A 23,880-nucleotide genomic window follows, 5' to 3' on the forward strand; every position below is an offset into this window, starting at 1 on the left:
GGATTCACTGTCGGGTCTCGTGGACCACCTGAACCTCGTCCACGACTACCGGGCGACCGGCGACAAGTCCTATCTCGTCCAAGAGTGGCTTCCCGACGCGCGTGACTACCGAGCGATGGTCGTCGACGGAACTGTCGTCGGTGCGGTCGAACGACGCCTCTCCGACCGCGCACGTGCGGACGGGCGGTGGAAACACAACGTCCACCGCGGGGCCGACGCAGTCGGCGTCGACCTGCCGGAGCGACACCGCCAAATCGCCGAAACCGTGGCCGACGAACTCGGCATTCGCTACCTCGGCGTGGACCTCCTCGAATCGAACGGACGGGTCGTCGTCTCGGAGACGAACGCCCGCCCGACCATCGACGACGACGCGAAGTACGACGACGACTTCTTCGACAGACTGGCGGCGCTGGTCGAGCGGGTCGCGAAAAACTCGTGACGCTGCCGTCTCGGTCGCCGATTACTCGACGTCGATGGCGGCAGAATCCTCAGCGCGGTCGAACGTGACTTGCAGGACACCGTTGTTGAAGGTGGCCGTCGCAGAGTGTTCGTCGACGCGTACCGGAAGGCGGATGCGTTCGTCGAACTCGCGGCGGTCACCGGCGGCGCTGATAGTCAGCGTCTCTCCATCGCACTTGAGGTCGATAGCGTCTTTGTCGACGCCTGGAAGGTCCGCGACGAGTCGGAGTGTAGAACCCTCATCGTACACGTCGATGTGGGTTTCGGAGGCGAATCCAGCGTCTCCTCCAGTCATGTCGTTCATCATCCGTTCGATTTCATCGAAGATGTTGTCGAACGGGTCGTCGCGGTCGTCTCTGACCATGGGGGCCGCTATGAAATCGGAGGATAAAACGTTTCTGCCTGTGACAGTCATCTGGCAGTGAATCGGCATGATTTGACCGGGAGAACCCGTCTACACGCCGTCCCTCGGTCTGGCAGTCGAGGTGTACGTGTGACTGATTGTGCTCGTTTCTGAAGTGTTTTTGATTGATGGTGAAAGGTAACGTTCGATTCAATCGGATTTACCGAAACAGATATACTGTTGGCTGAGGGATATTCACGTGGATACTACTCGAACATGAGTGAAAAATCCTACCTCAGCGCGGGCGAGAACGTGGACGAGTCGGACGTGGTGCGGGTGGCACTCAACGGATTCGGCCGAATCGGTCGGAACATCTTCCGTGCCGTCCTCGACAACCCCAAGGCCGAACTGGTCGCCATCAACGACGTCATGGACTTCGACGACATGGCGTATCTGGCGAAGTACGACTCCGTCATGGGGCACCTCGACGGCGTCGAACGTGACGGCGATTCCCTGACCATCGAAGGCACGTCGGTCGGACTGTACAACGTCCAGTCCCCGGCAGAACTGCCGTGGGGCGAACTCGACGTCGACGTGGCACTCGAGTGTACGGGCATCTTCCGGACGAAAGAAGACGCCTCGGCCCACCTCGACGCGGGCGCAGACAAAGTCGTCATCTCCGCACCGCCGAAGGGCGACGAACCGGTCAAGCAGCTCGTCTACGGTGTCAACCACGACGAGTACGAGGGCGAAGACATCGTCTCGAACGCCTCCTGTACGACGAACTCCGTCACGCCAGTGGCGAAAGTCCTCGACGACGAGTTCGGTATCGAGAACGGTCTCCTGACGACGGTTCACGCGTACACGGGGAGCCAGAACCTCATCGACGGCCCCCACTCGAAGCAGCGTCGTGGCCGCGCCGCCGCCGAGAACATCGTCCCGACGACGACGGGTGCCGCACAGGCGACGACCGAGATTCTGCCCCAACTCGACGGCAAACTCGACGGCATGGCGATTCGCGTCCCTGTTCCGAACGGCTCGCTCACCGAACTCGTCGTTCGACTCGAAGACAAGCCGTCTGTCGACGAAATCAACGACGCCTTCCGCGCCGCTGCCGACTCCGGTCCGCTGGCGGGCGTCCTCGGCTACACCGACGACGAAGTCACGTCGCGTGACATCCTCGGCCTGCCGTTCTCCAGTACCGTCGACCTGAACACGACGAACCAGGTCAACGACGGCGGCCTCTACAAGATTCTGACGTGGTACGACAACGAGTACGGCTTCTCCAACCGGATGCTCGACGTCGCACACTTCATCACGCACCAGTAACCCCGTCTCGTCTCCACGTCCGCCCACCCCCGGTGGGCTGACCGCCTGTTCGTACAGACGGTCGGCGCAAGACCGATACGGCAGGCGCGTGACGCTCGAATGATGCGACGCCGACAGTTCTTCTCTGGGCTGGCTGCGATGGTCGTTCCCCTCTCCGGGTGTACTGCGCCGGTTACGTCATCACCGACACCACTCTCTGACCCCGAAGCGGGGGAGATGCGCAGCCAACCGTCTCTCGTCTACCGCCTCGACGACGAGCGTCTCGTCGAGTTCAGCGCCACCACAGTCGATACCGCCGCCGACACATCCTCGAATAACATGGCTCCGTTCGACGTCTACGTCGGGCGGGGCGACCGAGTGGCGTTCGACTCGGTTCGGTACGCGTTCACGACGAGTTCTCCCGGGATGCATCCCAGAGTGTACGTGCGGAAGATGGGTACGACCGAGTTCCCGCCGTTTACGTTCGTCGAGGACGGGCACAGCAACGCGACGATTCTCCGAATCGACGAGTTCGACGAGACCGACTTCGCTCAGTTCCCCATGCATTTTCTCTTGGCGGACGACGAGTTGCCGACGGAACTCACGGTGGCGGCCAGAATCGTCGTGACCGAACGCGACGGCGGCCGTCGATACGTCGCCGAACCGACAGCGACGGTCGAACTCGCCGAACAGTGAGGCGGTTCTCGCCCGTTTTGCCCACGACTAAGTGACTCGCCACCCTTCCCTCGCGTGATGACGTTCAAGACCCTCGACGACCTCGAATCCGAACAGCGTGTCCTCGTTCGCCTCGACCTCAACTCGCCCGTCGAAGACGGCGCAGTACAGGATAACCGACGATTCGACCGCCACGCCGAGACGGTTCGAGAACTCGCCGAAGGAGGCCACCGCGTCGTCCTGATGGCCCACCAGGGGCGACCCGGCGGCGACGACTTCGTCTCGCTCGAACAGCACGCCGGCATCGTGGCCGACCACGTCGGGAAGGATGTCAAATTCGTCGCCGACACCTACGGCGACGAGGCCATCGACGCCATCGAGTCGCTCGACGCGGGCGAGATTCTCCTCCTCGAAAACACACGCATGTGCGACGAGGAACTCCCCGAAGAAGACCCTGAAGTCAAGGCCGACACCGAGTTCGTCCAGACGCTCGCACCGCACTTCGACGCGTACGTCAACGACGCCTACTCGGCGGCCCACCGGTCGCACGCCTCGCTGGTCGGGTTCGCCCTCGAACTCCCTGCCTACGCGGGACGCGTGATGGAAACCGAGTACGAGGCGAACTCCTCCATCGCCACTCGTGAGTTCGACGGACAGGTCACGATGGTCGTCGGCGGCACGAAAGCGACCGACGTCATCGACGTGATGAACAACCTCGGCGACAAGGTCGACCAGTTCCTGCTGGGCGGCATCGCGGGCGAACTGTTCCTCCGCGCCGCCGGCAACGACGTCGGATTCGACCTCGAAGGCATGGACTTCTTCGACGACCAGTGGGAGGCCAACCGCGAGACCATCGAATCCCTGCTCGACGAACGTGGCGACCAAATCAAACTCGCCGTGGACCTCGCGTACGAAGACGAGAACGACGAACGCGGCGAAATCGCCGTCGCCAACATCACGGAGAAAGACCGCCCGTACCTCGACGTCGGGTCGACGACTGTCGACGAATACGACCCCATCATCCGCGACTCCGAGGCCGTCTTCGTGAAAGGCGCACTCGGCCTGTTCGAAGACGAACGCTTCGCCGTCGGCACCGTCGGCGTGCTTCAGGCCATCTCGGAGACCGATTGCTTCTCCGTCGTCGGCGGCGGCGACACGTCCCGCGCCATCGAGATGTACGGCATGGACGAGGCTGACTTCGGCCACGTCTCTATCGCGGGCGGCGCGTACATCCGCGCCCTCACCGGCGCGCCACTCGCGGGCGTCGAAGTGCTGAAACAGGACTGAGGACCGCTCTTTTCGAGTTTTTTCGGTGGTGGGTGTGACGACGTGGACCGAGTGCGCAGCACGGGGTCGGCGTGATAGTACACAAACAATAATGAGTGGTCGTCCTGAGGACGGTACTATGCAGGATGCGTACATCGTGGACGCCGTGCGGACGCCCTTCGGGAGACGGAACGGGTCGTTCCGCGGCGTCCACCCGCAGGACCTCGCGGCGAAACCGCTTCTCGCGCTGGAAGAGCGAGTCGGGTTCACGGGCAGCGAAGACCCAGAGGACGTCATCTACGGATGCGTCACCCCCATCGGTGAACAGGGGATGAACATCGGCCGACTGGCACCGATGGTCGCCGGGTGGGGCGACGCCATTCCGGGCGTCCAACTCAATCGGATGTGCGGGTCCGGCCAGCAGGCAATCAACTTCGCCACGGGCCAAATCAGAGGCGGGATGCACGATATCCTCGTCGCGGGCGGCGTCGAACACATGACGCGCGTCCCGATGGCGTCGGATTCAGCCGTCGACCGATTGACGTTCGCAGACCCGGCAAACGTCTCTGAAACGTATTTCGACCACTACGACGAACTCACGTCGCAGGGCGAAGGTGCCGAACGAATCGCCGAACAGTGGGGACTCTCGCGAGACGACGTGGACCAGATTGCAGTCGACTCGCAGTCGCGGTGGGGACGTGCCGCCGACGCCGGGAAGTACGACGAACAGGTCGTCCCAGTCGAGGTGGCGGTGGACGGCGAGACTCGCGTCGTGACCGAGGACGAACACCCGCGCCCGGCGACTGACGTGGAGACGCTTGGAACCCTTCCGCTCGCGTTCCGTGAGGAAGGAGAGGGCGTCATCCATCCTGGAAACGCCTCTGGCATCGTCGACGGCGCGGCGGCGACACTCGTCGCATCCGGTGACGCCTGCGAGGAGTACGGATGGGAACCGAAAGCCCGCATCGTCGATACCCACGTCGTCGGCGTCGACCCGACGACGATGCTCACGGGACCGATTCCGGCGACGAAGGAGATTCTCGACCGAAACGGGCTGGACATCGACGACATCGACCGATTCGAAGTAAACGAGGCGTTCGCGTCGGTCATCGGTGCGTGGCTCGCCGAGACCGGTGCAGACTGGGAACAGACGAACGTCTGGGGCGGGGCCATCGCACACGGGCATCCCCTCGGCGCGACGGGGGCGGCACTCCTCGGTAAACTCCCGTACCAACTCGAAGACTGCGGCGGGCGGTACGGCCTGTGTACGATGTGTATCGGATTCGGACAGGGCATCGCGACGCTCGTCGAACGCGTCTGAGAGCAGCGCCGACCGGGAGAAACCCTCGGCTAACGTTGAAACCCGATGCCCACGAAGTGTCAGCTATGAAACTCGGTGTCGTCTCCGATACGCACGACAACCTCGACTACGTCGAGGCGGCAGTAGCACACTTCGAAGCAGAAGACGTCGACGTGGTCGTCCACTGCGGAGACATCGTCTCGCCCTTCTCGGCCACGCCGTTCGACGCGGACTTCGAGTTCCACGCGGTCCGCGGCAACAACGACGGCGAGTGGAAACTCCGCGGCATCGTCCAGTCGATTGGCACCTACCACGACGACTTCGCACACCTGACACTCGACGGACAGGAGATAGCCGTCTACCACGGGACCGAATCGGGTCTCGTGGACGCCCTCGTCGACTCGGAGACGTACGATTACGTCCTCCGCGGCCACACCCACGAGAAGACGCTCGAATATCACGGCAAGACGACGCACATCAACCCCGGTGGACTGCCGATTCCGGGAGCAGACGAGTCGTTCCACGTCGCCGTCGTGGACTTAGGAACTGGAAACGTCTCGTTCGAGACACTGTAGTCGAATCGGCCGACAGACACGCACGACAGAACGTGTAAGGGATGCTCTCACACGGGGCGAGGAGAGACGAGAGGGAGTGGGTGGTCGAAATACGCGAGAAAGTGGGCTGAACAGACGATTCGCCGATTAGTCGTCGGCGAACTCCGCGCGCGCCTGCTCAGAGAATCCAGAAGGGTCGCCGGAGATACCGACGCCGAGTTTGCGGTCGGTGAGTTCCATGCTCGTCTTCTGGTCTTCGAGTTCGAACATCGCGCGAATCGCGTCGACGTTCTCGGGAATCACGTCGGACTCCTGGTGGATGGCCTGGAAGAGGTAGAGGTCACGGCCGTTCACGCCGATGGACTCGCCCCAGACACAGTTCTCCCAGAGGTCACCACGCGGGCGTTCTGCGTCGAGTGCGAGGTCCTTGAGTTTGCCCGCGCCATCGATGCCGAGGCCTTCCGGGACGACGTAGATGCGGTCTTCGCCTTCGAGCAGTTGGCGGACGTGCGCACCCGTCACGTCGTCTTCGAGCGTGACGTTGAGAGCGTGGACGTGCATCAGGGTCGCCGGAACCTTCAGACCGAGCGTGTCGATTTCGAGGTCCGGGAAGATAGTCTTCACGTCGGGGCCGTGGTGCGAAGGCACCTTGATTGGGTTCGGCAGAATGTCGTTGATGGGGCCGCGAGAGTTCTGGCCGGGGTCGCCGCCACGGCGGACGAGCGTCGCGCGAACCTTCTCGACACCGTACTCCTCTTCGAGGGGCGCGATGATGCGCGAGAGACCGGTCGTGTTACACGAGACGACGCGGACGTAGTCGGCGTCGCGTGCCGCGGCGTAGTTCGACCGTGCGTTGAAACTGACGTCTGCGACGTCGGCGTCCTCGCCACCCTGGAAGATGGCGGGCGTGTGGTGAGTCTCGTACAGTTCTCGGTTCTTCGCACCGATGCCAGACGGCGTACAGTCGACGATGACGTCTGCCTCGGCGACGAGTTCGTCGACTTCGCCAGCGAGTTCGATGCCAGCCTCGGCGAACAGTGGTGCACGTTCGGGGATGGCGGCGTACATCGGGTACCCGCGTTTGACGGCAGTGTGCGCTTCGAAGTTGGGTTGCGTCTTGGCCACGCCGATAATCTCCATGTCGGGTTGCGCCTCGACCGCGTCGGCGACGCGCTTTCCGATTGTACCGTAGCCGTTGACACCCACTCGTATCATGGTATGAGAGACGACCGTAGGCGACCATAGTTATTTCGATGGTTAATGGCCAGAAATTAACTCTGGGGCGAGTGAGTCACTGGATTTTCTCCGAAGTGAGTGAAGTTGTGATTGGGACGCTGGGCGGCCAGATAGACGACAGAACCGACCGGGGGCGGCCAGATGGGAACGCCTAACCCGGCAGGTATCGCAGAGTGTCGCATGACGACGGACGACTCCGACCTCCGCGCCGCCAGCCAGACGGCAGTCCATCAGTGTCTCGACCTCCAATCCGACGAATCTCTCCTCGTCGTCACCGACGACAAGCGCCAGCGCATCGGCGAGGCGCTCTACGAGGTTGCCTGCGAGGTGACCGACGACGCGTCTATCGTCCGGTACCCGCCGGGCAACCAACACGGCGAAGAACCGCCTGCACCGGTCGCCGCGGCGATGGCCGAATCCGACGCCTTCCTCGCGCCGACGACGAAGAGCCTCAGCCACACCCGCGCCCGCGGCACCGCCTGCGACGCCGGTGCTCGCGGAGCGACCCTTCCGGGAATCACCGAAGACGTGTTCGTCACCGGCCTCGACGCCGACTACGACCGCATCTACGACCACAGCGAGGCGATGCTCGACGCCGTCGGCGACGCCGACGAAGTTCGCGTGACCACCGAGAAGGGTACGGACATCACTTTCGTCCGCGGTGACCGCGAGTGGCTTGCCGACACGGGCGACATCTCCGACGCTGGGTCGTTCTCGAACCTCCCCGCCGGTGAAATCTTCCTCAGCCCCGAATCCGCAACGGGCACCTACGTCGTCGACGGGACGATGATGCCCCACGGACTCCTCGACGAGGGCCAAGACCTCCGCTTCGAGGTCGAAGACGGCTACGTCACCGAGATTTCTGACGACGACATCCGCGAACAGGTCGAAGCCGCGGCCGAGGAAGTCGGCCAAGACGCGTTCAACCTCGCCGAAATCGGTATCGGCACCAACGTCGGCGTGACCGAACTCGTTGGCTCCGTCCTCCTCGACGAGAAGGCCGCCGGCACGGTCCACATCGCCATCGGCGACGACGCGGGCATCGGCGGCGACACCGACGCCCCACTCCACCTCGACGGCATCATCCGCGACCCGACGGTGTACGCCGACGGCGAAGAAGTCGACCTGCCGCAACCGTAGGACGCCTGCCACTCACTCGAACGGCCCGACACCCGCCCGTTTTCGACTCATCCACTGAAACAACGACTGCCGAGCGTGAGTCCACAGGATTCGAAACACAGCAGTTCTCCCCTGCCGAGTGCCAGATAGGCCGCGCCGTCGACGACGGCCAGCCCAGCGGTGTCAGGTGACCCCGGAATCCGTCCAGACCCTCGGCTCTCCCCTGTCGACCGGTCGAGCGCGTAGAGATAGTTCGGCGACTCCGGTTCGTTCGCCCGTTCGGCGACGACGTAGACGTTCGGTCCCGCGACCACTGGCGTCCAACTGAGCGAGACGACCGGTGTCGGGCCGAACGACCAGACGAGTTCACCGGTGTCCAGTCGTCTCGCGACGAGGGTCCTCTCGGTGACGTAGTAGACGAGTCCACCCGCGACGGCGAGTCCCGACTCGGTCCGTCTGCTCACCGGTTTTCGCCACAGAAGGTCGAGCGTCCGACGGTGGATTGCCGCGATAGATTCTGGGTCGCCGGCGAGTGGGACGAACACCGTGTCGCCTGCGATGGTCACAGGCCCGTCGACTGGGAGCGAGACGGCCCACTCCTGTGCTCCGGTTCTGATATCCAGCGCGACGAGTCCCGAGTCGCCGCCGACGAACGGGACGTAGACCGTCCCCTCGCTGGCAGAGAGTGTCCACGGAACCTTTCGGGCGTTGAAGCCTGCACGCCACCGTGGGCGGCCGTTCTCGGCGTCGACAGCGACGACACCCGCGGGTGGCGTCCGGTCGCCGAACGTCGCCGTCAGGGCCATCCCGTCGGAGACAACCGGCGGTGCGACGACCGGATACGACTGCTCTGTCGTGGGGATGGGATGGGTCCACCTTCGTTCACCGTCGGTCGTCAGCACGTGCAGTCCCTCGAACGTTCGCACGTAGAGGCGTCCATCGGCTACGACCATCGAGTCGTGGTGGTAGGCAATCTGGTCGAGGGGAGCGACCGAGACGGTGGTCTGCCAGCGTTCCTCGCCCGTTGCCGCGTCGAACGCGGAGACGACCGACTCGTGTTCACCGTCTGGTCCGCCCCGCGTGTGAAAGTAGTAGACCTGCCCGTCGGCGACGACTGGCGTACTCGTCGGGTAGGCGTCGAACACGTCCGCACGCCACGCGACGGTGAGGTTTCCAGTCGGGCCGTCGACGGGTGAGAACCCGGTTCGCGCGTCGTCGAACCCGCGCCGCGACCACGTCCCCTCGTAGGTTGGGGGGTCGCCGCCTGAAAGGCACCCGGCGGTCGCCGAGAGTGCAGAGACGCCCACAGTGGCGAGGAACTGGCGACGGGATGGACCAGACACGTCATAGAGGTAGGGTGTCCAGCGAGAAAAGAGTCAGTCGTGGACTCACCGGCACACCACCTCGGCACCGACTCCCACGCGGACGAGGAGAAAGGCGGCTTTTTACGGCCTGACGGGCTAGCGGCCAGCATGAGCCTACCCGACGCCGGCGAACGCGTCCCTCTCCCCTGTCCGTCGTGTTCGCCCGACGAACCCACCGTCCACGAGGTACTGAAACCCGGCGGTCACTCGACCGTCCGCTGTACCGAGTGCGGTCAGGTCCACAAAGAGAAAGTAGAGATTCCCGACGAAATCGACATGGACGTCGTCGTCTCGCAAGACGGGTCGTCCGTCTCGACCACCGTCTCCGCGCCCAAAGAGGCGGACATCGCCCTCGGCGAAGAGTTCATCGTCGACACCCCCGAAGCGATTCAACTCGTCCGCATCACAGGTATCGAAGTCGGCCCCGACGAACGCGTCGACGAAGCACTCGTCGAGGACGTACAGACGGTCTGGACCCGCGTCGTCGACAACGTCGCGGTGAACGTCACCGTCCACCCGAAAGACGGCAAGCGCGAGGAGACGCGCAGCATCACCGTCAACGTCCCCGGCGACTACGAGTTCGTCGTCGGCGAGACCGAGTCGTTCGGTGACGAAGAGGTCAAAATCGAAGGCCTCGTCGTCCGTGCCGACGCTCCCGAGTACCGACACGGCAAACTCGACCACCCCGGAGACATGGTCTACGCGAAGGATGCCAAGCGTGTCTACGCCCGCGACCAGACCTCCACGGCGTGGTCTGCCTGGTAAGGCGACGGGATAGCGTCCGCACTGCAGTTCTCACGGAACGACTTTTTTTCCTCCCACCCCGTCGGTTCGGACATGCCGACGCGCGACCGGTCGCAGTCCTCTGTCGAATCACTCGCACTCCTCTGGGCCGCCCGCGAGAGCGGCGTCATCGACGCACTCACCACCAGCGCGGGAACCGCCGAGGCCGTCGCCGAGCGTACCGGTATCGACCTCCGAGCGGCGCGAATCACCGTCGAAGCACTCGCTTCGATGGGGTTCATCAAACGCGTTGGCGACGAGTACGAGATAACGAATCGGGCGCTCGGGTTCCTCGCCAAGCGCGACGTTCGGTCTATCGGTCGCCTCCCGCACGCGCTCGACTACTTCTCGCTGTACACCGACCTCCCGCAGACGATGGCGACGGGGGACGCGCCCGACTTCCCCAACGAGTGGGTTCGGAATCGACTGGGGGCGCACGACGCCACCGACGAGTCAGTGGTCCGGGCCTGTGTGACCGCGGCAGTTCGCGAGGAACCCGATGCGACCCGTGTTCTCGACCTCGCCGGCGCGTCGGGCGTCTTCGCTCGCGAGTTCGTCGAACGCGGGTACGACGTGACGTTCGTCGACGACCCCGAGACGGTCGACGTCGTCCGACCGTTGCTCTCGCGGGCAGGTGTGAACGTCGTCGCGGGAGACCCGACCAATCCGCCCGTCAGTGGTTTCGACCTCGTTTTCGTGGGCGACGCGTTCGCCGGAAGAGACGCAGAGGAAGCGGTCCTGCTGGTCGAAGGTGCACACGACGCTCTCGAACCCGGAGGGACTGCCGTGTTCGTGGACGCCCTCTACGGGCAATGTTCGACGGCAGCGACGACGAGGCGTGCAGTCGATGCACTGGCACTCGGCCGCGGCGACTTGTACGACGAAGCGACGGTCCTGTCGTGGACCGAATCGGCAGGATTCGACCGGCAGATGACTCAAGACGTTCCGGGAACCGACGTGCAGGCGATTATCGCCGAACGTGCGGTTGATTAGTGACCACCACCGAACGCTGGTATGGACAACTCGGTGCTGCGCCACGACATGGTCGACGGGTTAGAAGAATCCCTCGACCAGTTCCCCGACGCGCTCAGCGTCGCGATGCGCAGCGTCCCGCGACACGAGTTCGTCACCGACGGACCCTACCAAAATCGCCCGACTGAGCATCGACAGACGAACACGACGATTCTCGCGCCGACGGCAGTCGCTCGACTCCTGTCGGCACTCGCCGTCGAACCGGACGACGAGGTTCTCGTCGTCGGCGCTGGCGTCGGCTACACGGCCGCCGTCCTCGCCGAAATCGTCGGCGACTCGAACGTCCACGCGGTGGACATCACCCGGACCCTCGTCTACGAGGCCCGCCAGAACCTCCAGCGTGCGGGGTACGGTGGTGTGCTCGTAGACTGCCGCGACGGCGCAGACGGCCTTCCGGAGTACGCGCCGTTCGACCGCATCCTCGTCGAAGCCTCGGCGGTCAACCCGCCGCGTCGTCTCCTCGCGCAACTCGCCGACGACGGCCGACTCGTCATGCCGATGGGCGTGGGCGAACAGACCCTCGTCGCCATCGAAGACGGGAACGTCGCCGAGAAGTTCGGCCCAATCGCATTTAAACCGTTACTCGTCGACGGCGAGCAGACCGGCAGCATCGTCCGAAATCGGACGAAGCGTGAAGACCCAGAGTACGAAGGCCGCGGGTGGCACGCCGGCCACGGATGGGAACAAGACTGGATAGACTGGGGAACGCAGCGCTGACTCGGGAGAGCGACGCCGAGACGGGCGGAGCCGACTACTGAGCTTTACCTTCGAGGTAGCCGACTCTGAGTGCCTGAACCACCGTCACGAGTGTCCAGACTGCGAGTGCAGCGAACGCCGACCCGAGGAGAAGTGGGGCAGAGGCGAACCCGGTCGCGACGAGGTAGATGACCAGTGTGAGCGCGAGGAACCGGCCGATTGGTTCGTCTTCGCCGGGGAGGAGGTACGTCAGGCGGGACATACTGCGTCCATCACAATCGGCGAACAAAACGGTGTCGTCGGTCAAACACGTCTCGCCGACAGACACTCACGGTTCCTTTATTCCGGGAACCTGCGCCACAGACTATGGGACTGGATGACATAGATATGTCTGGTGTATCACTCATGGAGAAGAACGTCGGCGGATACGACCGCATCGCTCGATTCATCGTCGGACCAGTCCTCATCATCGTCGGCGCAGCAGCGCTCGCTGGATTCCTGACGATTGCAACAGGCACACTCGGACTCGTCGTCGCAGGTGCCGCACTCCTCGTCGGCGCAGTGCTGACGACGACTGCGGTGACGCAGAAATGCCCGCTCAACAACGCACTCGGCTTCAACACCTACAAAGGTGCGACGAAGACCGAACCAGAGACCACGGGCAAAGCCCGGGTACAGTAATCTTTTCTTCGGCCGTCAGGTCTTGAGACCGCTGCCCGTCAGCGGAACGACCACGTCGTCGTCTTCGTCGATGACGCCCGAGATGCGCAGTTCACGGAGCGCGGCGGGTGCGACGGCGCAGGTGGGTTCGGTGTAGAACCCGTGGCGGTGGAGTCTGTCGAGTTCGTCTTCGACTGCGTCGGCCGACAGCGCGATAGCGTCGCCGTCAGTCTCGTCGAGTGCCTCGTGAATCTCCGACTCGCGGACGGGGTCGAGAATCTGGATACCGTCGGCGACGTCGTTCGTCTCGGTCGGGGTTCGGTGGCGGGCCTCCGCGATTGGAGCGTAGCCAGCGGCCTGTGCGCCGTAGAGGCGCGGCATACTGTCTATCCACCCCGCGTCGTACAGGGTTTGGAAGCCACGGTAGGCACCGAGGAAGAGCGTCCCGTGTCCGAGTGGTGTGACGACGGCGTCGGGTGCACTCCAGTCTCGCTGCGCGGCGAGTTCGTACGCGAACGTCGCCGTCCCCGCGAAGAACGCGGGGTTCCAGGCGTGGCTCGCGTACCACGCGTCGTTCGCCTCGACGGCCTCGACGCAGGCGTCGGTCACGTCCTGTCTGTCGCCTTCGATACGGACGGGTTTCGCGCCGGCGCGTTCGATAGCGCGCAGTTTCGAGGGCTTCACCGACGCGGGAACGTAGATTTCGGCGTCGATGCCGGCGCGTGCGGCGTAGGTGGCGATGGCGGCACCGGCGTTCCCCGAGGAGTCTTCGACGACGCGGTCCACGTCGAGTTCGTGGGCCAGTGAGAGCGTCGTCGTCGCCCCGCGGTCTTTGAACGACCCGGTCGGAAAGACGTACTCCAGTTTGAACGAGGCGTCCCACTCGGGTGCCTCGACGAGGGGAGTCATACCTTCACCGAGCGTCGCGTGCGGGTCCGTCGGGAGAAAGTCGTCGAACGCCCAGAGGCCACGACGGAAGTCGAGTTCGGCGTCTTCGGGCGTCGCTACCGAGGGAACGAAGTCGGCCGCGAAGTCGAGCGGTTCGCCACAGGTACACCGCCAGCGCCACTGGTCGAAGGTCGACCCACAGTCGGGACAGTCGAGACGGAGGTGAGACGGGAGGGGATTGCTCGTTGTCATCGTCAGTTAGTACGTGTCGATGTCGATGCCGACCGAACAGACGTATTCGCCACTCGCGACCTGCGGCAGTCGTCGGGTGCGCCAGAAGATACCGGCGTGGTCGGCGGTGACGCGGGCTTTGAGTTGGCCGAACACGTCGGTGACTTCGAAGAGCACGTCGCCCGACGAGACTCTCTCGCCGAGGTCACGCTTGAAGCGGACGAGACCGCCGGCGGGCGACCCGTACTGGTCGAATCCGCGGGCGCGAGTCTGCGCTTGGAGTTCGACGTCGCCGTCGACGAACCCGTATCCGCGCAGGACGTTGTGGACGCCTTCGACGCCCTTGCGGATGCTCTCTTCGTCCCATCCAACACAGCCTCCGAGTTCGGGGTCGATGGTCGGAATCCCGGCGTCTGGGCCAGCACGGGCGAGTTGGCCATCGGGGCCCTTCTGGTCGAGGACGTAGCCACACCCGAAGGTCTTGGCGAGACGGAGACACTTGGCGTGCATCCGGTGGTGGCGACCACAGCGCACGCGGACCTCGTTTATCATCCGACTGGTCGACCCCTGGTGGAGGTCCAAGATGAGGTCGGCGCGCCGGGCGGCCTGAAACGTCGCGGCCGCGATGCGCTCTGACGAAGTCCCACGTTCGTCGCCGGGGTACGCGCGGTTCATCTTCGTATCGTCGATGGGGTTGCGGTGCTGGGCGACTTGGAACGCGTGGTAGTTCACGATACCGACGACGAGAATCGCGCCGGAGAGTTCCGCAGGGTCGATTTGTGGGACGACACGCTGGATGACGCCGACGCCGTTGAGTTCGTCGCCGTCCGAGGCGGCCTGCATGTAGAGCGTCTTTCCGGACGACGCGCCGTTGATGACGGCGACAGGCAGGCCGACGGACCCGCCGTCGCGCGATTCACCCACCTCAAGGCGGCCCACGTCCATCTCCCCGGGGGCCGCACTCGCCGTTCCCAAGGTAATCATATCGCGAAACTCGGACCCACCTCCCTTTAGGGGTTCGGTCCGGCGAGTATCGCCACGTCCCCGGCGAGTGGTCGAGACGTCGAAAAAGCGGTGCCGCTTTGGTCACCGGGTCGTAACTGGCGAATGTGACAGACGACGTTCCCGAACGACCGCCGGCCGGCGGACTCGTCCAGGCGCTCGACGTGCCGCGAAACGCCGCCATCGGTGCCGTCGTCGGCCTCGGACTCGCCGTCGTGGCCTATCTGTTCCGCGTGCTGGAACTGTTCGGTCCGTTCGCGGGCACGCGCGAGTATCCCGTCCTCGGGCCGGAAGGCTGGTTCCTCATCCTCGCGTTCGTGCTCGCGTCGGCGACGGCACTTCTCGTGGCGACGGTGCTGACGCTCGTGTCGGCGTATCGACTGAGCAAAACACTCTGACTCTACTTACTCGTCGAACTCGCGTTCGTCGCCGACGAGTTCTCCGAGTCGTTCTGCCCCGGCGCGCGTCCCCTTGGCGATTATCAAGTCGCGGTCGTGGAGTCGGGTGGTCGGCCCCGGTGAGACGACCCACTCGTTGTTGCCGGCGCGGCGAACCGCGATGACGCGCATTCCGGTCTCGGTCTTGACGCGACGGTCGCCGAGCGTCGAGTTCGCGAGGACGCTCCCGGGCGCGACGCGCAGGCGGATGATGACCTCGTCGGACTCTTTGACTGCCGCGGCGACGACTGGGTGTGCGTCGATGCCGCGGAGGACTCCCTCGGCGATTTCGAGGGCTGCGTCGCTTATCATCTCCGTCGCACTGGCGAGTTGGACGAGGCCACGGAGGGAGACGGGGTCTTCGACGCGACTCGCCGCGCGGAGCGTCCACGCCTCGAAGCGCGACTTCAGCGCGTCGACCTCCGCTTCGAGTTCTTCGACTTCTTCGGCGACACCTTCGCTATCGAAGAGGACCGCGCCGTACGCGAGGTCGACGGCGAGTTCGCTCATGTCCTTCATCAGGACGATGGAGTCGACGGCGCGTTCGAGGTCTTCGATGGTCGATTCTTCGACCTCGGGTGGGTCGTACGGCGCTCCCGTCGCCGCCTCGTGGACGGTTCGGAGACCCTCGTCGCGGCCGCGGAGGAGAAGGACGTCGTCCGCGCGGAGGGTAGTCTCGTGGTCCGGGTTGGTCACCCACTCGCCCGCGCGGTGGATAGCGACGACCCGGACACCCGTCTCCGTCTCCATGTTGATGTCGCCGAGTGACCGGCCGACGTAGGGCGAATTCGGCGTGAGTTCACAGCGAATCGTCGTCTCGACGGCCTCGGGGAGAGCGGCGCGGATGGCGTCGGGCAGGCCGATATCTTCGATGACGACCTTCGCGATGTCGCCCGCAGCGTCCGAAATTTTCTCCGCAGCGCCGACGACACCGAGGACGGGAGACAGCTCTTCTGCGTCTTCGGGACTCCGCGCGGCCATCATCAGACTCATGCGTGCTTGCAGTTGCAGGATGTCCATCCGCTCTTCGAGGTCCAGCACCTCGGCCGCGAGTTCGTCGTTCCCGTGGAGGACAGACGAGTACGAGAGGTCGATGAGTAACTCCGCCGTATCTTTCATCTCTGCGAGTACGGCCTTCACACTCACAGGTTCGTACTCGACGTCCTCCGGATTCATGCGCCCGCCTTCACGACGTGACGGGAAAAGACTTGCCAGGAATATCGGTGCCACCGTTTCTCGACTAGTCTTACGTCGTCATCACATATGACATGGGCGGGCGACCGAGTCGCGCGCCACACAGAGACACGCCCGTGGCCGATGATGAGACAACCCCGTATAATGAGGGAATAAATTACGACAACTGTCGAGAGTGCGTGTAGTCAGTCTGTGTGTTCAGAATCGCACGACAGCGCTCGTATCGTATGTGTATGCCGGTCGATAACATATGCAGGGAAACGATAACGCTTTTTTGATATGGTAAGCAACGTTCCGGGTATGTCAGGCGAACTGAAGCGGGGGCTGGAAGGTGTGCTGGTCACCGAGTCGGAGCTCAGCTTTATCGACGGCGACGCTGGACAACTCATCTACCGCGGCTACGACATCGATGACCTCGCACGCGACGCGAGTTACGAGGAAGTGCTGTATCTCCTCTGGCACGGGACACTTCCGAATAGTGACGAACTCGACGCGTTCTCCACAGAACTCGCGGCGCACCGCGACCTGAACGATGGAATTCTCGACGTGGCACGTGAACTCGCCGAGCAGGACGAGTCGCCGATGGCGGCACTCCGAACGCTCGTCTCGGCGATGTCGGCGTACGACGAGGACGCAGACTTCGAGGACGTGACCAACCGCGAGGTCAACCTCGAGAAGGCAAAGCGCATCACCGCGAAGATGCCGTCGGTCCTCGCCGCCTACGCGCGATTCCGACGCGGCGACGACTACGTCGCTCCGAGCGACGACCTGGACCACGCAGCGAACTTCCTCTACATGCTCAACGGTGAGGAACCGAACGACGTTCTCGCCGAGACGTTCGACATGGCCCTCGTCCTGCACGCGGACCACGGTCTGAACGCCTCGACGTTCTCCGCGATGGTGACCGCGTCTACGCTCTCGGACATGTACAGTGCAGTGACCTCGGCAGTGGGCACGCTCTCGGGGTCGCTCCACGGCGGCGCGAACGCGAACGTCATGCGGATGCTGAAAGACGTCGACGACAGCGACATGGACCCCACGCAGTGGGTCAAAGACGCCCTCGAACGCGGCGAACGCGTCGCCGGGTTCGGCCACCGCGTCTACAACGTCAAAGACCCCCGCGCGAAGATTCTCGGCGAGAAGTCCGAGGCACTCGGCGAGGCCGCCGGTGACATGAAGTGGTACGAGATGTCGGTCGCCATCGAGGAGTACATCGGCGAGGAGAAGGGTCTCGCACCCAACGTCGACTTCTACTCCGCGTCGACGTACTACCAGATGGGCATCCCCATCGACCTCTACACCCCCATCTTCGCCGTCTCGCGCGCCGGCGGATGGATTGCACACATCCTCGAACAGTACGACGACAACCGTCTCATCCGGCCACGCGCTCGCTACGTCGGCGAGAAGGACCTCGAGTTCCCCGCGCTGGACGACCGGTAGAGACGACACGGGCACGGGTTCTTTTTGAGTCGCTGCCGAGCGATGCGTCTGTCGTGTGGTATCCGTGAGACGAGACCCGGAGAGTCGCGACCGTCTGCTCCTGTCAGGCGTCTACGACGAACGTGGTGGACGAGTTGTTGTCCAATTATCACATCAACGAATTAGCACTGAGACGACACCTGAATGACGAGCGTCATACACCGAGTTCAGGTCGCCGCTGTCTTGCGATTTCACTTTCACCGCGGGTGGGAGACGTTTATATACATAGGGCGCAGAAACACAGTTGCACGTCACACGCGTGCATTCCCCCTTTCCCCCACATTCTGATTGGCGAGCGACGGCGCCCGACGGCCCTTGTGAGTTGACAACACGCCGGTGATTGGAAACTATCCCGAACGATTAAACACGAATGGCGGCGATTCGTGACCATGCTCTCTCTTTCCGACGTTCAAGACGCCCGCGAGCGCGTCGAAGCGGTTGCCCGACGCACACCGCTCGAATACTCGCACACGTTCTCAGATATGACTGGTGCCGAGGTGCACCTGAAACTGGAGAACTTCCAACGGACGGGGTCGTTCAAGATTCGCGGCGCGATGAACCGCATCACGACGCTGTCCGAAGACGAACAGCGCGCCGGTGTGGTGACGGCCAGTGCCGGTAACCACGCACAGGGCGTGGCACTCGCGGCGACACGGGCGGGCGTCGACTCGAAAATCGTGATGCCGGAGTACGCACCCATCACGAAGGTAAAAGCGACAGAGCGCTACGGCGGCGACGTCGTCCTCCACGGCGCGGACTACGACGAGGCGCAGGCGAAAGCCCACGAAATCGAGGAGGCAGAGGGCCGAACCTACGTCCACGCCTTCGACGACGAGTACGTGATGGCCGGCCAGGGGACGATTGGTCTCGAAATCGCCGAGGACTGCCCTGACCTCGATACGGTCGTCGTCCCCATCGGTGGCGGTGGCCTCATCTCCGGCATCGCGACGGCCATCAAAGAGCAGTACCCCGACGTTCGCGTCGTCGGCGTGCAGGCGGAACAGGCCTCCAGCGCCGCAGATTCGCTCGACAAAGGGTCGGTACAAGAAATCGACGAGGCAGACACCATCGCCGACGGCATCGCAGTCCGGCGAATCGGGGACAAGACGTTCGACGTCATCCAAGAACGCGTCGACGAAGTCGTCACCGTCTCAGACGAAGAGATTGCCGTCGCACTCATGTACCTGCTCGAACGCTCGAAGACGCTCGTCGAAGGCGCAGGCGCGGTGGCGCTGGCGGCGCTCATCTTCGAGAAGTTCGACTTCGAAGCGGACGAGGTCATCGTCCCCGCGCTGTGCGGTGGCAACATCGACATGAACACGCTGACCACCGTGGTGATGCGTGGCCTCGTCGAGACAGGTCGGTACCTCAAGATTCGAACCGAACTCAAAGACCGACCGGGGTCACTCGAGCAACTCATCCAGATTATTGCCGACAAGAAAGCGAATATCTACGCGGTTCGGCACGACCGGACCTCGCGAAAGATTGCGTTGAACGCCACAGAGGTCGAAATCGACCTCGAGATGCGAGGGCCAGAACACGTCGACACACTCCTCACCGCGCTCCGTGGAGAGGGGTACGAAGTCGAAGTCCTCGACTGAGTCGGAGATACCCGACAAAATCGGCCATTCCAAAAGAGCGAATATCCAGAATTCGAGTGTTTAACCCGGGCTACGATGGTTTTCAGCTCGTGGGAAACGGCGTGCGCATTGACTACCCACAGTTCTTAGGTACTTTTTGAGGCTCTGTCGGCACCTGCCGTCCGTCTCGCCACGCTCAGACACTCCCCACACTATGCTCGACCCAGTCATAGCCAGCCGACTTCAATTCGCGCTCACCACCATCGTCCACATCATCTTCCCCGTGATGAGTATGGGCCTCGCCCCGTTTCTCATCTACTTCACGTGGAAAGACATTCGGTCGGACGACCCGGTGTACGAGCAGTTGCGTCGTTTTTGGACCAAGATATTCGCCGTCTCGTTCGTCGTCGGGACGGTGACAGGTATCGTCCTCGAATTCGAGTTCGGGACGAACTTTGCAGCGTTCTCGACGGCCGCCGGCGAGTTGTTCGGCGGACCGTTGGCCACCGAGGGTATGATGGCGTTCATGCTCGAAGCGACCTTCCTCGGTGTGTTCGTCTTCGGCCGTGAGAAAGTCTCTGACGCCCTCTACATGGTGTCAGCCGTCGCCGTCGGCCTCGGAACGTGGCTCTCGGCAGTCTGGATTCTCGTCGCCAACTCGTGGATGCAGACGCCACGCGGGTTCGAACTCGCGCAGGAAGGCGGACAACTCGTCGTCCTGCTCGTCGACCCAATCGCCGCCTACGCCAACCCACGGTTCCCGTGGATGTTCGTCCACATGCAGAACGCGGCAGTCCTATCTGTCGCCTTGTTTATGGCCGGCGTCGCGGCCTATCACATCTGGCGTCGCGGTATCGGTGCCGACGACGACAGAGAGGCGGCCCGCTTCTGGCGGAAGACACTGAAAGTCGCTATCGTCGTCCTCCTCGTCACCGCGCCGTTTCAGGCGATTCACGGGGACGCCTACGGGCGTCACGTCTACGAGACGCAACCGCAGAAGTTCGCGGCCATGGAGGCAGTCTGGGAGACGGATAGCTACGTCCCCGAGTACATCTTCGCCATCCCGACCAGCCTCGACCAGATTACCGACCCACGCGCCAAGGAACTGTTCGGCATCGGGATTCCCGGTGGGGCGTCGTGGTTAGCCAGCGGCGGTGACCCACAGGCCGAGATTACGGGGCTGAACGAGTTCGAGACGGAGGCACCCCCCGTCGCCATCGTCTTCTGGTCGTTCCGCCTCATGGTCGCCGCGGGGTTCTGGTTCATCCTGCTCGCCTTCTGGGCCGGATATCGGTGGTTGACCGGTGACTTGTACGACGACGACCTGTTGCACAAGGCGTTCGTCGGGTCGTCGCTCCTCGGCATCTTCGCCGTCGAAGTCGGGTGGATTGTCACCGAAGTCGGCCGGCAACCGTGGGTCATCCAGGGCATCTTGAAGACGCAAGACGGCGTCTCGCCGGGATTGACCGGACTCGAAGCGACCATCACACTCGTCGGGTTCGCACTGGTGTACACTGGGCTCTTGGCCCTCTACACCTACGTCGTCCGGCGCATCATCCGCGAGGGACCGCCGAGTATCGACAGCATCGAGACGACTGACTCGCCCGCGCCGAAGGGGGTGACTGGCGATGACTGACTACGGGCCTTTCGCGACCGAACCGCTGTTCGGCCTTCCGCTTCAGGATCTGTGGTTCGGACTGGTGTTCTTCATCCTCGCCATGTTCCTGTTCCTCGATGGGTTCGACTTCGGCGTCGGCGCGTTGTTCGCCACCCGCGACGACGACGACGAACGCGAGACGCTCCTCGCCGCTATCGGGCCGTTCTGGGACGGCAACGAAGTGTGGTTGGTCGTCTTCGGCGGCGCTCTCTTCGCGGCGTTCCCCGCAGTGTACGCCAACCTGTTCAGCCGTCACTACCTGCTCATGTTCGCCATCCTCGGGGCACTCATCGTCCGTGGCCTCGCCCCGGAGATGTACGAGCAGCGTCACGACGAGGCGTGGCAGACGTGGTGGGGCCGGGCCTTCGTCGTCGGCAGCGTGAGTGCGCCGTTCTTCCTCGGCCTCTTCGCGGCCCATTGGCTCCTCGGCATCGAGTCACTGGTGTCGCTGCCGGGCGTCGTCGTCGCCCTCGCTGTCGTCGCACTCACCATCGTCGCCGGCGTCGGGTTCCTCGGTCTGAAGACACGCGGGAGCCTCCAGCGCGACATGGCTTCGTACGGGCCGAAGGCAATCACTGCCTACCTCGCCCTCGTCGTCGTCGTGCTCGGCTACCTCGTCGTGATGCGTCCTGACCTCGGTGTCCTCGCGCCGATTCCGCTCGCACTCGTCGTCGTCACACTCCTCGCCGCCGGTGGATACGTGGTGGCGCTCCGACGCGAACGCTACACCCTCGCGTTCGGGAGCGTTCCCGTCCTCGTGTTCGCCTTCGTCGGCCTCGTCGCGGCGCTGTTGTTCCCGATGATAGACCCCGCTGCGGGGCTCTCCGTCTCGGACGCCATCGTCTCGATACTCCCGCTGAACATCATGACCGTCTCGGCGGCACTGTTGTTGCCACTGGTGTTCGCCTACTTCGGCATCCTCTACTCGACGTTCAGCGGCCCCATCGACGCAGGTGAATCGTACTCCTGAACACGCACTCCAACTCGAAAATCATGGTCACACTCCCCAACACCAAACCAACCGTCGAATCGCTCACGAGTCCCCTCACGCTCCTCGGCCTCCTCATGGTCGTCGTCAGCATCGCCGTCGCTGCCCTCGCACTGAACGACGGCGACGTCGTCACCGCACTCGGGATGGGCATGCTGCTCGTCTCGGGAGTCCTCGCGGCCGGAATCGGTCTCTCCGGAAAGTCGGTCTAACGCCCGACTACGCCGCCATTCCCACCTATTTTATCACGCCGTGGCGAAATCTGCCGGTATGAAGCGCGTCATCGAGACGGACGAAGCGCCGGCAGCAGTCGGTGCGTACAGTCAAGCGACGACGAACGGTTCGCTCCTCTACACCGCCGGCCAGATTCCCCTGACGCCGGACGGCGAACTCCTCGACGACGAAGACATCGCCACGCAGACGAAGCAGTCGCTCGACAACGTGATGGCCATCCTCGACGAGGCGGGCGCGGACGCCAGCGACGTGCTGAAGACGACAGTCTTCCTCGCCGACATCGACGACTTCTCGGAGATGAACGAGACGTACGCGACGTACTTCGACGACCAACCACCGGCCCGGTCTGCCGTCGAAGTCGGCAACCTGCCGAAGGGCGTCGGCGTCGAAATCGAAGCCGTCGCCATCGTCGACGAGGAGTGAACCGTCGAACTCGGTCTGCCCTCGCGTGGGGCGCGGTGAGTCTCCTCCTCGTGGGCGTCCTCGCACAGACTGCGACCCTCCTTGGCCTCGGTATCGAGGCGTCGTTCGGGGCCGTGGCAGCGGTGGCTATCGTCTCCGGTGTCGTCGTCGCGTCTGTGACATACGTCATCGAGCCACGACTCGAACGGAAAGGAAGGGCTTAAATTAGTCAGGCGGAAACGTTGCGGTGTAAGCCAGCCAGGATGGCCGAGCGGTAAGGCGCACGCCTGGAAAGCGTGTTCCCTCTGGGATCGGGGGTTCAAATCCCTCTCCTGGCGCTTCTTCCGAACTCAACTCTCGTAGCAGCGCGTCTCGTCGCGCTGCGGACGGCGAGTTCGGGAGAACGTTGACGAGGGGATTTGAACTAGCGAGCAACGCGAAGCGTTGCGAGTGGAGTTCACGCGAACGAAGTGAGCGTGAGTACGTGAGACGTCCGTCTCACGGCGTTCAAATCCCTCTCCTGGCGCTTCTTCCGAAGACAGCCCGGACCGGACCAGACCTGCACTAACCACACTATTCTCCCGAATCCAATAACGTTCGCCTCCAACCGTCAACAGTGTCGTGACTGTTCTCGGCGGCAGAGAACGGCGAACAAGTATATTGTGACACGGATACAATAACAATCTACAACACAGTTATTGGCCGACAGGATGTGCCGTTCGAGTTTCGACAGCGACACCTCCCGTCTCGGTACCGCCTCCAAAACATTCATCACCATGCGACACAATACCACGTTTGACAATGCCTGACACCAAAAGCGGCCGTGAGAAGAAGGGCCTCAACAAGCGGACCCAGCTTACCGAACGGCTGTACGAACAAGAATTAGAGGTGTTAGACGGTGAAGACGACGAGCCCTCGCTCGACGACATCTCCGGGGAGTTCATCGCGGACGAACTTCCAGACGAAAACTGACGCGCGAGGCCAGTCTCGGCT

The 23,880-nt window shown here is 63.4% G+C and carries 27 protein-coding genes and 1 tRNA gene; 21 read left to right on the top strand and 7 right to left on the bottom strand.

Features of this window, described 5'->3' with window-relative positions; translation table 11 throughout:
- A partial coding sequence (locus tag AUR66_RS04050; RefSeq protein ID WP_394326252.1) for an ATP-grasp domain-containing protein occupies positions 1 to 439 on the top strand: 439 nt, incomplete at its 5' end.
- Between the two features lie 21 nt (positions 440 to 460).
- Here AUR66_RS04050 and AUR66_RS04055 read toward each other — a convergent pair.
- On the bottom strand, positions 461 to 823 hold the full coding sequence (locus AUR66_RS04055; RefSeq protein WP_058571215.1) for an Hsp20/alpha crystallin family protein: 363 nt from the start codon (positions 821 to 823) through the stop codon (positions 461 to 463).
- A 255-nt stretch (positions 824 to 1,078) separates the two neighbouring features.
- Here AUR66_RS04055 and gap point away from each other — a divergent pair, with 255 nt between their 5' ends.
- The 5 genes from gap to AUR66_RS04080 all read left to right on the top strand — a co-directional run bounded on the left by gap (position 1,079) and on the right by AUR66_RS04080 (position 5,926).
- Positions 1,079 to 2,131, top strand: a complete 1,053-nt coding sequence (gene gap, locus AUR66_RS04060) for a type I glyceraldehyde-3-phosphate dehydrogenase (RefSeq protein ID WP_058571216.1) — start codon at positions 1,079 to 1,081, stop codon at positions 2,129 to 2,131.
- A gap of 102 nt (positions 2,132 to 2,233) precedes the next feature.
- A complete protein-coding gene (locus AUR66_RS04065; RefSeq protein WP_157532993.1) occupies positions 2,234 to 2,806 on the top strand; it encodes a hypothetical protein in 573 nt (190 codons plus the stop codon).
- Between the two features lie 57 nt (positions 2,807 to 2,863).
- Positions 2,864 to 4,072: a phosphoglycerate kinase gene (locus tag AUR66_RS04070; RefSeq protein WP_058571218.1), complete on the top strand. Its 1,209-nt coding sequence runs from the start codon at positions 2,864 to 2,866 to the stop codon at positions 4,070 to 4,072.
- 118 nt (positions 4,073 to 4,190) lie between these two features.
- Complete coding sequence (locus AUR66_RS04075; RefSeq protein ID WP_058571219.1) at positions 4,191 to 5,372, top strand: thiolase family protein; 1,182 nt, start codon at positions 4,191 to 4,193, stop codon at positions 5,370 to 5,372.
- 65 nt (positions 5,373 to 5,437) lie between these two features.
- Positions 5,438 to 5,926: a metallophosphoesterase gene (locus AUR66_RS04080; protein ID WP_058571220.1), complete on the top strand. Its 489-nt coding sequence runs from the start codon at positions 5,438 to 5,440 to the stop codon at positions 5,924 to 5,926.
- A 126-nt stretch (positions 5,927 to 6,052) separates the two neighbouring features.
- Here AUR66_RS04080 and AUR66_RS04085 read toward each other — a convergent pair whose 3' ends face one another.
- Positions 6,053 to 7,120, bottom strand: coding sequence for a type II glyceraldehyde-3-phosphate dehydrogenase (locus AUR66_RS04085; RefSeq protein ID WP_058571221.1), 1,068 nt, complete (start codon positions 7,118 to 7,120; stop codon positions 6,053 to 6,055).
- Between the two features lie 201 nt (positions 7,121 to 7,321).
- Between AUR66_RS04085 and AUR66_RS04090 the strand changes: the two genes are divergently transcribed.
- Positions 7,322 to 8,281: an aminopeptidase gene (locus AUR66_RS04090; RefSeq protein WP_058571283.1), complete on the top strand. Its 960-nt coding sequence runs from the start codon at positions 7,322 to 7,324 to the stop codon at positions 8,279 to 8,281.
- Between the two features lie 47 nt (positions 8,282 to 8,328).
- On the opposite strand, the gene AUR66_RS04095 is transcribed toward AUR66_RS04090, so the two are convergent.
- The gene (locus AUR66_RS04095; RefSeq protein ID WP_082682127.1) at positions 8,329 to 9,603 is read right to left on the bottom strand and encodes an outer membrane protein assembly factor BamB family protein; all 1,275 of its coding nucleotides are present in this window, start codon (positions 9,601 to 9,603) and stop codon (positions 8,329 to 8,331) included.
- A gap of 129 nt (positions 9,604 to 9,732) precedes the next feature.
- Between AUR66_RS04095 and AUR66_RS04100 the strand changes: the two genes are divergently transcribed.
- The 3 genes from AUR66_RS04100 to AUR66_RS04110 all read left to right on the top strand — a co-directional run bounded on the left by AUR66_RS04100 (position 9,733) and on the right by AUR66_RS04110 (position 12,156).
- Positions 9,733 to 10,389 carry an HVO_0476 family zinc finger protein gene (locus tag AUR66_RS04100; protein WP_058571223.1) on the top strand — a complete coding sequence of 219 codons (657 nt, stop codon included), beginning with the start codon at positions 9,733 to 9,735 and terminating at the stop codon, positions 10,387 to 10,389.
- 72 nt (positions 10,390 to 10,461) lie between these two features.
- On the top strand, positions 10,462 to 11,400 hold the full coding sequence (locus tag AUR66_RS04105; RefSeq protein ID WP_058571224.1) for a class I SAM-dependent methyltransferase: 939 nt from the start codon (positions 10,462 to 10,464) through the stop codon (positions 11,398 to 11,400).
- 21 nt (positions 11,401 to 11,421) lie between these two features.
- Positions 11,422 to 12,156: a protein-L-isoaspartate O-methyltransferase family protein gene (locus AUR66_RS04110; RefSeq protein WP_058571225.1), complete on the top strand. Its 735-nt coding sequence runs from the start codon at positions 11,422 to 11,424 to the stop codon at positions 12,154 to 12,156.
- 34 nt (positions 12,157 to 12,190) lie between these two features.
- On the opposite strand, the gene AUR66_RS04115 is transcribed toward AUR66_RS04110, so the two are convergent.
- A complete protein-coding gene (locus AUR66_RS04115; RefSeq protein ID WP_058571284.1) occupies positions 12,191 to 12,397 on the bottom strand; it encodes a hypothetical protein in 207 nt (68 codons plus the stop codon).
- A 143-nt stretch (positions 12,398 to 12,540) separates the two neighbouring features.
- Between AUR66_RS04115 and AUR66_RS04120 the strand changes: the two genes are divergently transcribed.
- A complete protein-coding gene (locus AUR66_RS04120) occupies positions 12,541 to 12,816 on the top strand; it encodes a YgaP family membrane protein (RefSeq protein ID WP_058571226.1) in 276 nt (91 codons plus the stop codon).
- A 15-nt stretch (positions 12,817 to 12,831) separates the two neighbouring features.
- On the opposite strand, the gene AUR66_RS04125 is transcribed toward AUR66_RS04120, so the two are convergent.
- Both AUR66_RS04125 and AUR66_RS04130 read right to left on the bottom strand, forming a co-directional pair.
- Positions 12,832 to 13,935 (bottom strand): pyridoxal-phosphate dependent enzyme, encoded by a 1,104-nt coding sequence (locus AUR66_RS04125; RefSeq protein WP_058571227.1) that lies wholly within the window; start codon positions 13,933 to 13,935, stop codon positions 12,832 to 12,834.
- Between the two features lie 6 nt (positions 13,936 to 13,941).
- Positions 13,942 to 14,898 (bottom strand): succinylglutamate desuccinylase/aspartoacylase family protein, encoded by a 957-nt coding sequence (locus AUR66_RS04130; RefSeq protein ID WP_058571228.1) that lies wholly within the window; start codon positions 14,896 to 14,898, stop codon positions 13,942 to 13,944.
- Between the two features lie 125 nt (positions 14,899 to 15,023).
- Between AUR66_RS04130 and AUR66_RS04135 the strand changes: the two genes are divergently transcribed.
- Positions 15,024 to 15,314 (top strand): DUF7536 family protein, encoded by a 291-nt coding sequence (locus AUR66_RS04135; protein WP_058571229.1) that lies wholly within the window; start codon positions 15,024 to 15,026, stop codon positions 15,312 to 15,314.
- A 6-nt stretch (positions 15,315 to 15,320) separates the two neighbouring features.
- On the opposite strand, the gene AUR66_RS04140 is transcribed toward AUR66_RS04135, so the two are convergent.
- The gene (locus AUR66_RS04140) at positions 15,321 to 16,529 is read right to left on the bottom strand and encodes a potassium channel family protein (RefSeq protein WP_058571230.1); all 1,209 of its coding nucleotides are present in this window, start codon (positions 16,527 to 16,529) and stop codon (positions 15,321 to 15,323) included.
- A 318-nt stretch (positions 16,530 to 16,847) separates the two neighbouring features.
- Between AUR66_RS04140 and citZ the strand changes: the two genes are divergently transcribed.
- The 9 genes from citZ to AUR66_RS21760 all read left to right on the top strand — a co-directional run bounded on the left by citZ (position 16,848) and on the right by AUR66_RS21760 (position 23,859).
- Positions 16,848 to 17,987, top strand: coding sequence for a citrate synthase (citZ, locus tag AUR66_RS04145; RefSeq protein WP_058571231.1), 1,140 nt, complete (start codon positions 16,848 to 16,850; stop codon positions 17,985 to 17,987).
- Between the two features lie 428 nt (positions 17,988 to 18,415).
- Positions 18,416 to 19,627 (top strand): threonine ammonia-lyase, encoded by a 1,212-nt coding sequence (gene ilvA, locus AUR66_RS04150; protein WP_058571232.1) that lies wholly within the window; start codon positions 18,416 to 18,418, stop codon positions 19,625 to 19,627.
- A 193-nt stretch (positions 19,628 to 19,820) separates the two neighbouring features.
- Complete coding sequence (locus AUR66_RS04155; protein WP_058571233.1) at positions 19,821 to 21,242, top strand: cytochrome ubiquinol oxidase subunit I; 1,422 nt, start codon at positions 19,821 to 19,823, stop codon at positions 21,240 to 21,242.
- The gene (locus AUR66_RS04160; RefSeq protein WP_058571234.1) at positions 21,235 to 22,233 is read left to right on the top strand and encodes a cytochrome d ubiquinol oxidase subunit II; all 999 of its coding nucleotides are present in this window, start codon (positions 21,235 to 21,237) and stop codon (positions 22,231 to 22,233) included. The genes AUR66_RS04155 and AUR66_RS04160 overlap by 8 nt, the downstream gene beginning before the upstream one ends.
- A gap of 23 nt (positions 22,234 to 22,256) precedes the next feature.
- A complete protein-coding gene (locus tag AUR66_RS04165) occupies positions 22,257 to 22,463 on the top strand; it encodes a hypothetical protein (protein ID WP_058571235.1) in 207 nt (68 codons plus the stop codon).
- 58 nt (positions 22,464 to 22,521) lie between these two features.
- Complete coding sequence (locus tag AUR66_RS04170; RefSeq protein WP_058571285.1) at positions 22,522 to 22,908, top strand: Rid family detoxifying hydrolase; 387 nt, start codon at positions 22,522 to 22,524, stop codon at positions 22,906 to 22,908.
- Entirely contained in the window at positions 22,905 to 23,111 is a 207-nt protein-coding gene (locus AUR66_RS04175; RefSeq protein WP_058571236.1) for a hypothetical protein, read from the top strand. The genes AUR66_RS04170 and AUR66_RS04175 overlap by 4 nt, the downstream gene beginning before the upstream one ends.
- A 33-nt stretch (positions 23,112 to 23,144) precedes the next feature.
- Positions 23,145 to 23,225 (top strand) — tRNA-Ser (locus tag AUR66_RS04180).
- A gap of 463 nt (positions 23,226 to 23,688) precedes the next feature.
- Positions 23,689 to 23,859 carry a hypothetical protein gene (locus tag AUR66_RS21760; RefSeq protein WP_191965802.1) on the top strand — a complete coding sequence of 57 codons (171 nt, stop codon included), beginning with the start codon at positions 23,689 to 23,691 and terminating at the stop codon, positions 23,857 to 23,859.
- Positions 23,860 to 23,880: the final 21 nt, after the last annotated feature.

The sequence above is a fragment of the Haloferax profundi genome (assembly GCF_001469865.1).
Lineage (GTDB): Archaea > Halobacteriota > Halobacteria > Halobacteriales > Haloferacaceae > Haloferax > Haloferax profundi.

Excerpts from the sequence above, each read along its gene's own strand:
- AUR66_RS04165 (WP_058571235.1), top strand. The coding sequence starts at position 22,257 with ATGGTCACACTCCCCAACACCAAACCAACCGTCGAATCGCTCACGAGT.
- AUR66_RS04055 (WP_058571215.1), bottom strand. The coding sequence starts at position 823 with ATGGTCAGAGACGACCGCGACGACCCGTTCGACAACATCTTCGATGAA.
- ilvA (WP_058571232.1), top strand. The coding sequence starts at position 18,416 with ATGCTCTCTCTTTCCGACGTTCAAGACGCCCGCGAGCGCGTCGAAGCG.
- AUR66_RS04160 (WP_058571234.1), top strand. The coding sequence starts at position 21,235 with ATGACTGACTACGGGCCTTTCGCGACCGAACCGCTGTTCGGCCTTCCG.
- AUR66_RS04075 (WP_058571219.1), top strand. The coding sequence starts at position 4,191 with ATGCAGGATGCGTACATCGTGGACGCCGTGCGGACGCCCTTCGGGAGA.
- AUR66_RS04080 (WP_058571220.1), top strand. The coding sequence starts at position 5,438 with ATGAAACTCGGTGTCGTCTCCGATACGCACGACAACCTCGACTACGTC.
- AUR66_RS04110 (WP_058571225.1), top strand. The coding sequence starts at position 11,422 with ATGGACAACTCGGTGCTGCGCCACGACATGGTCGACGGGTTAGAAGAA.
- gap (WP_058571216.1), top strand. The coding sequence starts at position 1,079 with ATGAGTGAAAAATCCTACCTCAGCGCGGGCGAGAACGTGGACGAGTCG.
- AUR66_RS04090 (WP_058571283.1), top strand. The coding sequence starts at position 7,322 with ATGACGACGGACGACTCCGACCTCCGCGCCGCCAGCCAGACGGCAGTC.
- AUR66_RS04170 (WP_058571285.1), top strand. The coding sequence starts at position 22,522 with ATGAAGCGCGTCATCGAGACGGACGAAGCGCCGGCAGCAGTCGGTGCG.
- AUR66_RS04065 (WP_157532993.1), top strand. The coding sequence starts at position 2,234 with ATGCGACGCCGACAGTTCTTCTCTGGGCTGGCTGCGATGGTCGTTCCC.
- AUR66_RS04130 (WP_058571228.1), bottom strand. The coding sequence starts at position 14,898 with ATGATTACCTTGGGAACGGCGAGTGCGGCCCCCGGGGAGATGGACGTG.
- AUR66_RS04125 (WP_058571227.1), bottom strand. The coding sequence starts at position 13,935 with ATGACAACGAGCAATCCCCTCCCGTCTCACCTCCGTCTCGACTGTCCC.
- AUR66_RS04105 (WP_058571224.1), top strand. The coding sequence starts at position 10,462 with ATGCCGACGCGCGACCGGTCGCAGTCCTCTGTCGAATCACTCGCACTC.
- citZ (WP_058571231.1), top strand. The coding sequence starts at position 16,848 with ATGTCAGGCGAACTGAAGCGGGGGCTGGAAGGTGTGCTGGTCACCGAG.
- AUR66_RS04140 (WP_058571230.1), bottom strand. The coding sequence starts at position 16,529 with ATGAATCCGGAGGACGTCGAGTACGAACCTGTGAGTGTGAAGGCCGTA.
- AUR66_RS04100 (WP_058571223.1), top strand. The coding sequence starts at position 9,733 with ATGAGCCTACCCGACGCCGGCGAACGCGTCCCTCTCCCCTGTCCGTCG.
- AUR66_RS04155 (WP_058571233.1), top strand. The coding sequence starts at position 19,821 with ATGCTCGACCCAGTCATAGCCAGCCGACTTCAATTCGCGCTCACCACC.
- AUR66_RS21760 (WP_191965802.1), top strand. The coding sequence starts at position 23,689 with ATGCCTGACACCAAAAGCGGCCGTGAGAAGAAGGGCCTCAACAAGCGG.
- AUR66_RS04115 (WP_058571284.1), bottom strand. The coding sequence starts at position 12,397 with ATGTCCCGCCTGACGTACCTCCTCCCCGGCGAAGACGAACCAATCGGC.
- AUR66_RS04070 (WP_058571218.1), top strand. The coding sequence starts at position 2,864 with ATGACGTTCAAGACCCTCGACGACCTCGAATCCGAACAGCGTGTCCTC.
- AUR66_RS04120 (WP_058571226.1), top strand. The coding sequence starts at position 12,541 with ATGGAGAAGAACGTCGGCGGATACGACCGCATCGCTCGATTCATCGTC.
- AUR66_RS04085 (WP_058571221.1), bottom strand. The coding sequence starts at position 7,120 with ATGATACGAGTGGGTGTCAACGGCTACGGTACAATCGGAAAGCGCGTC.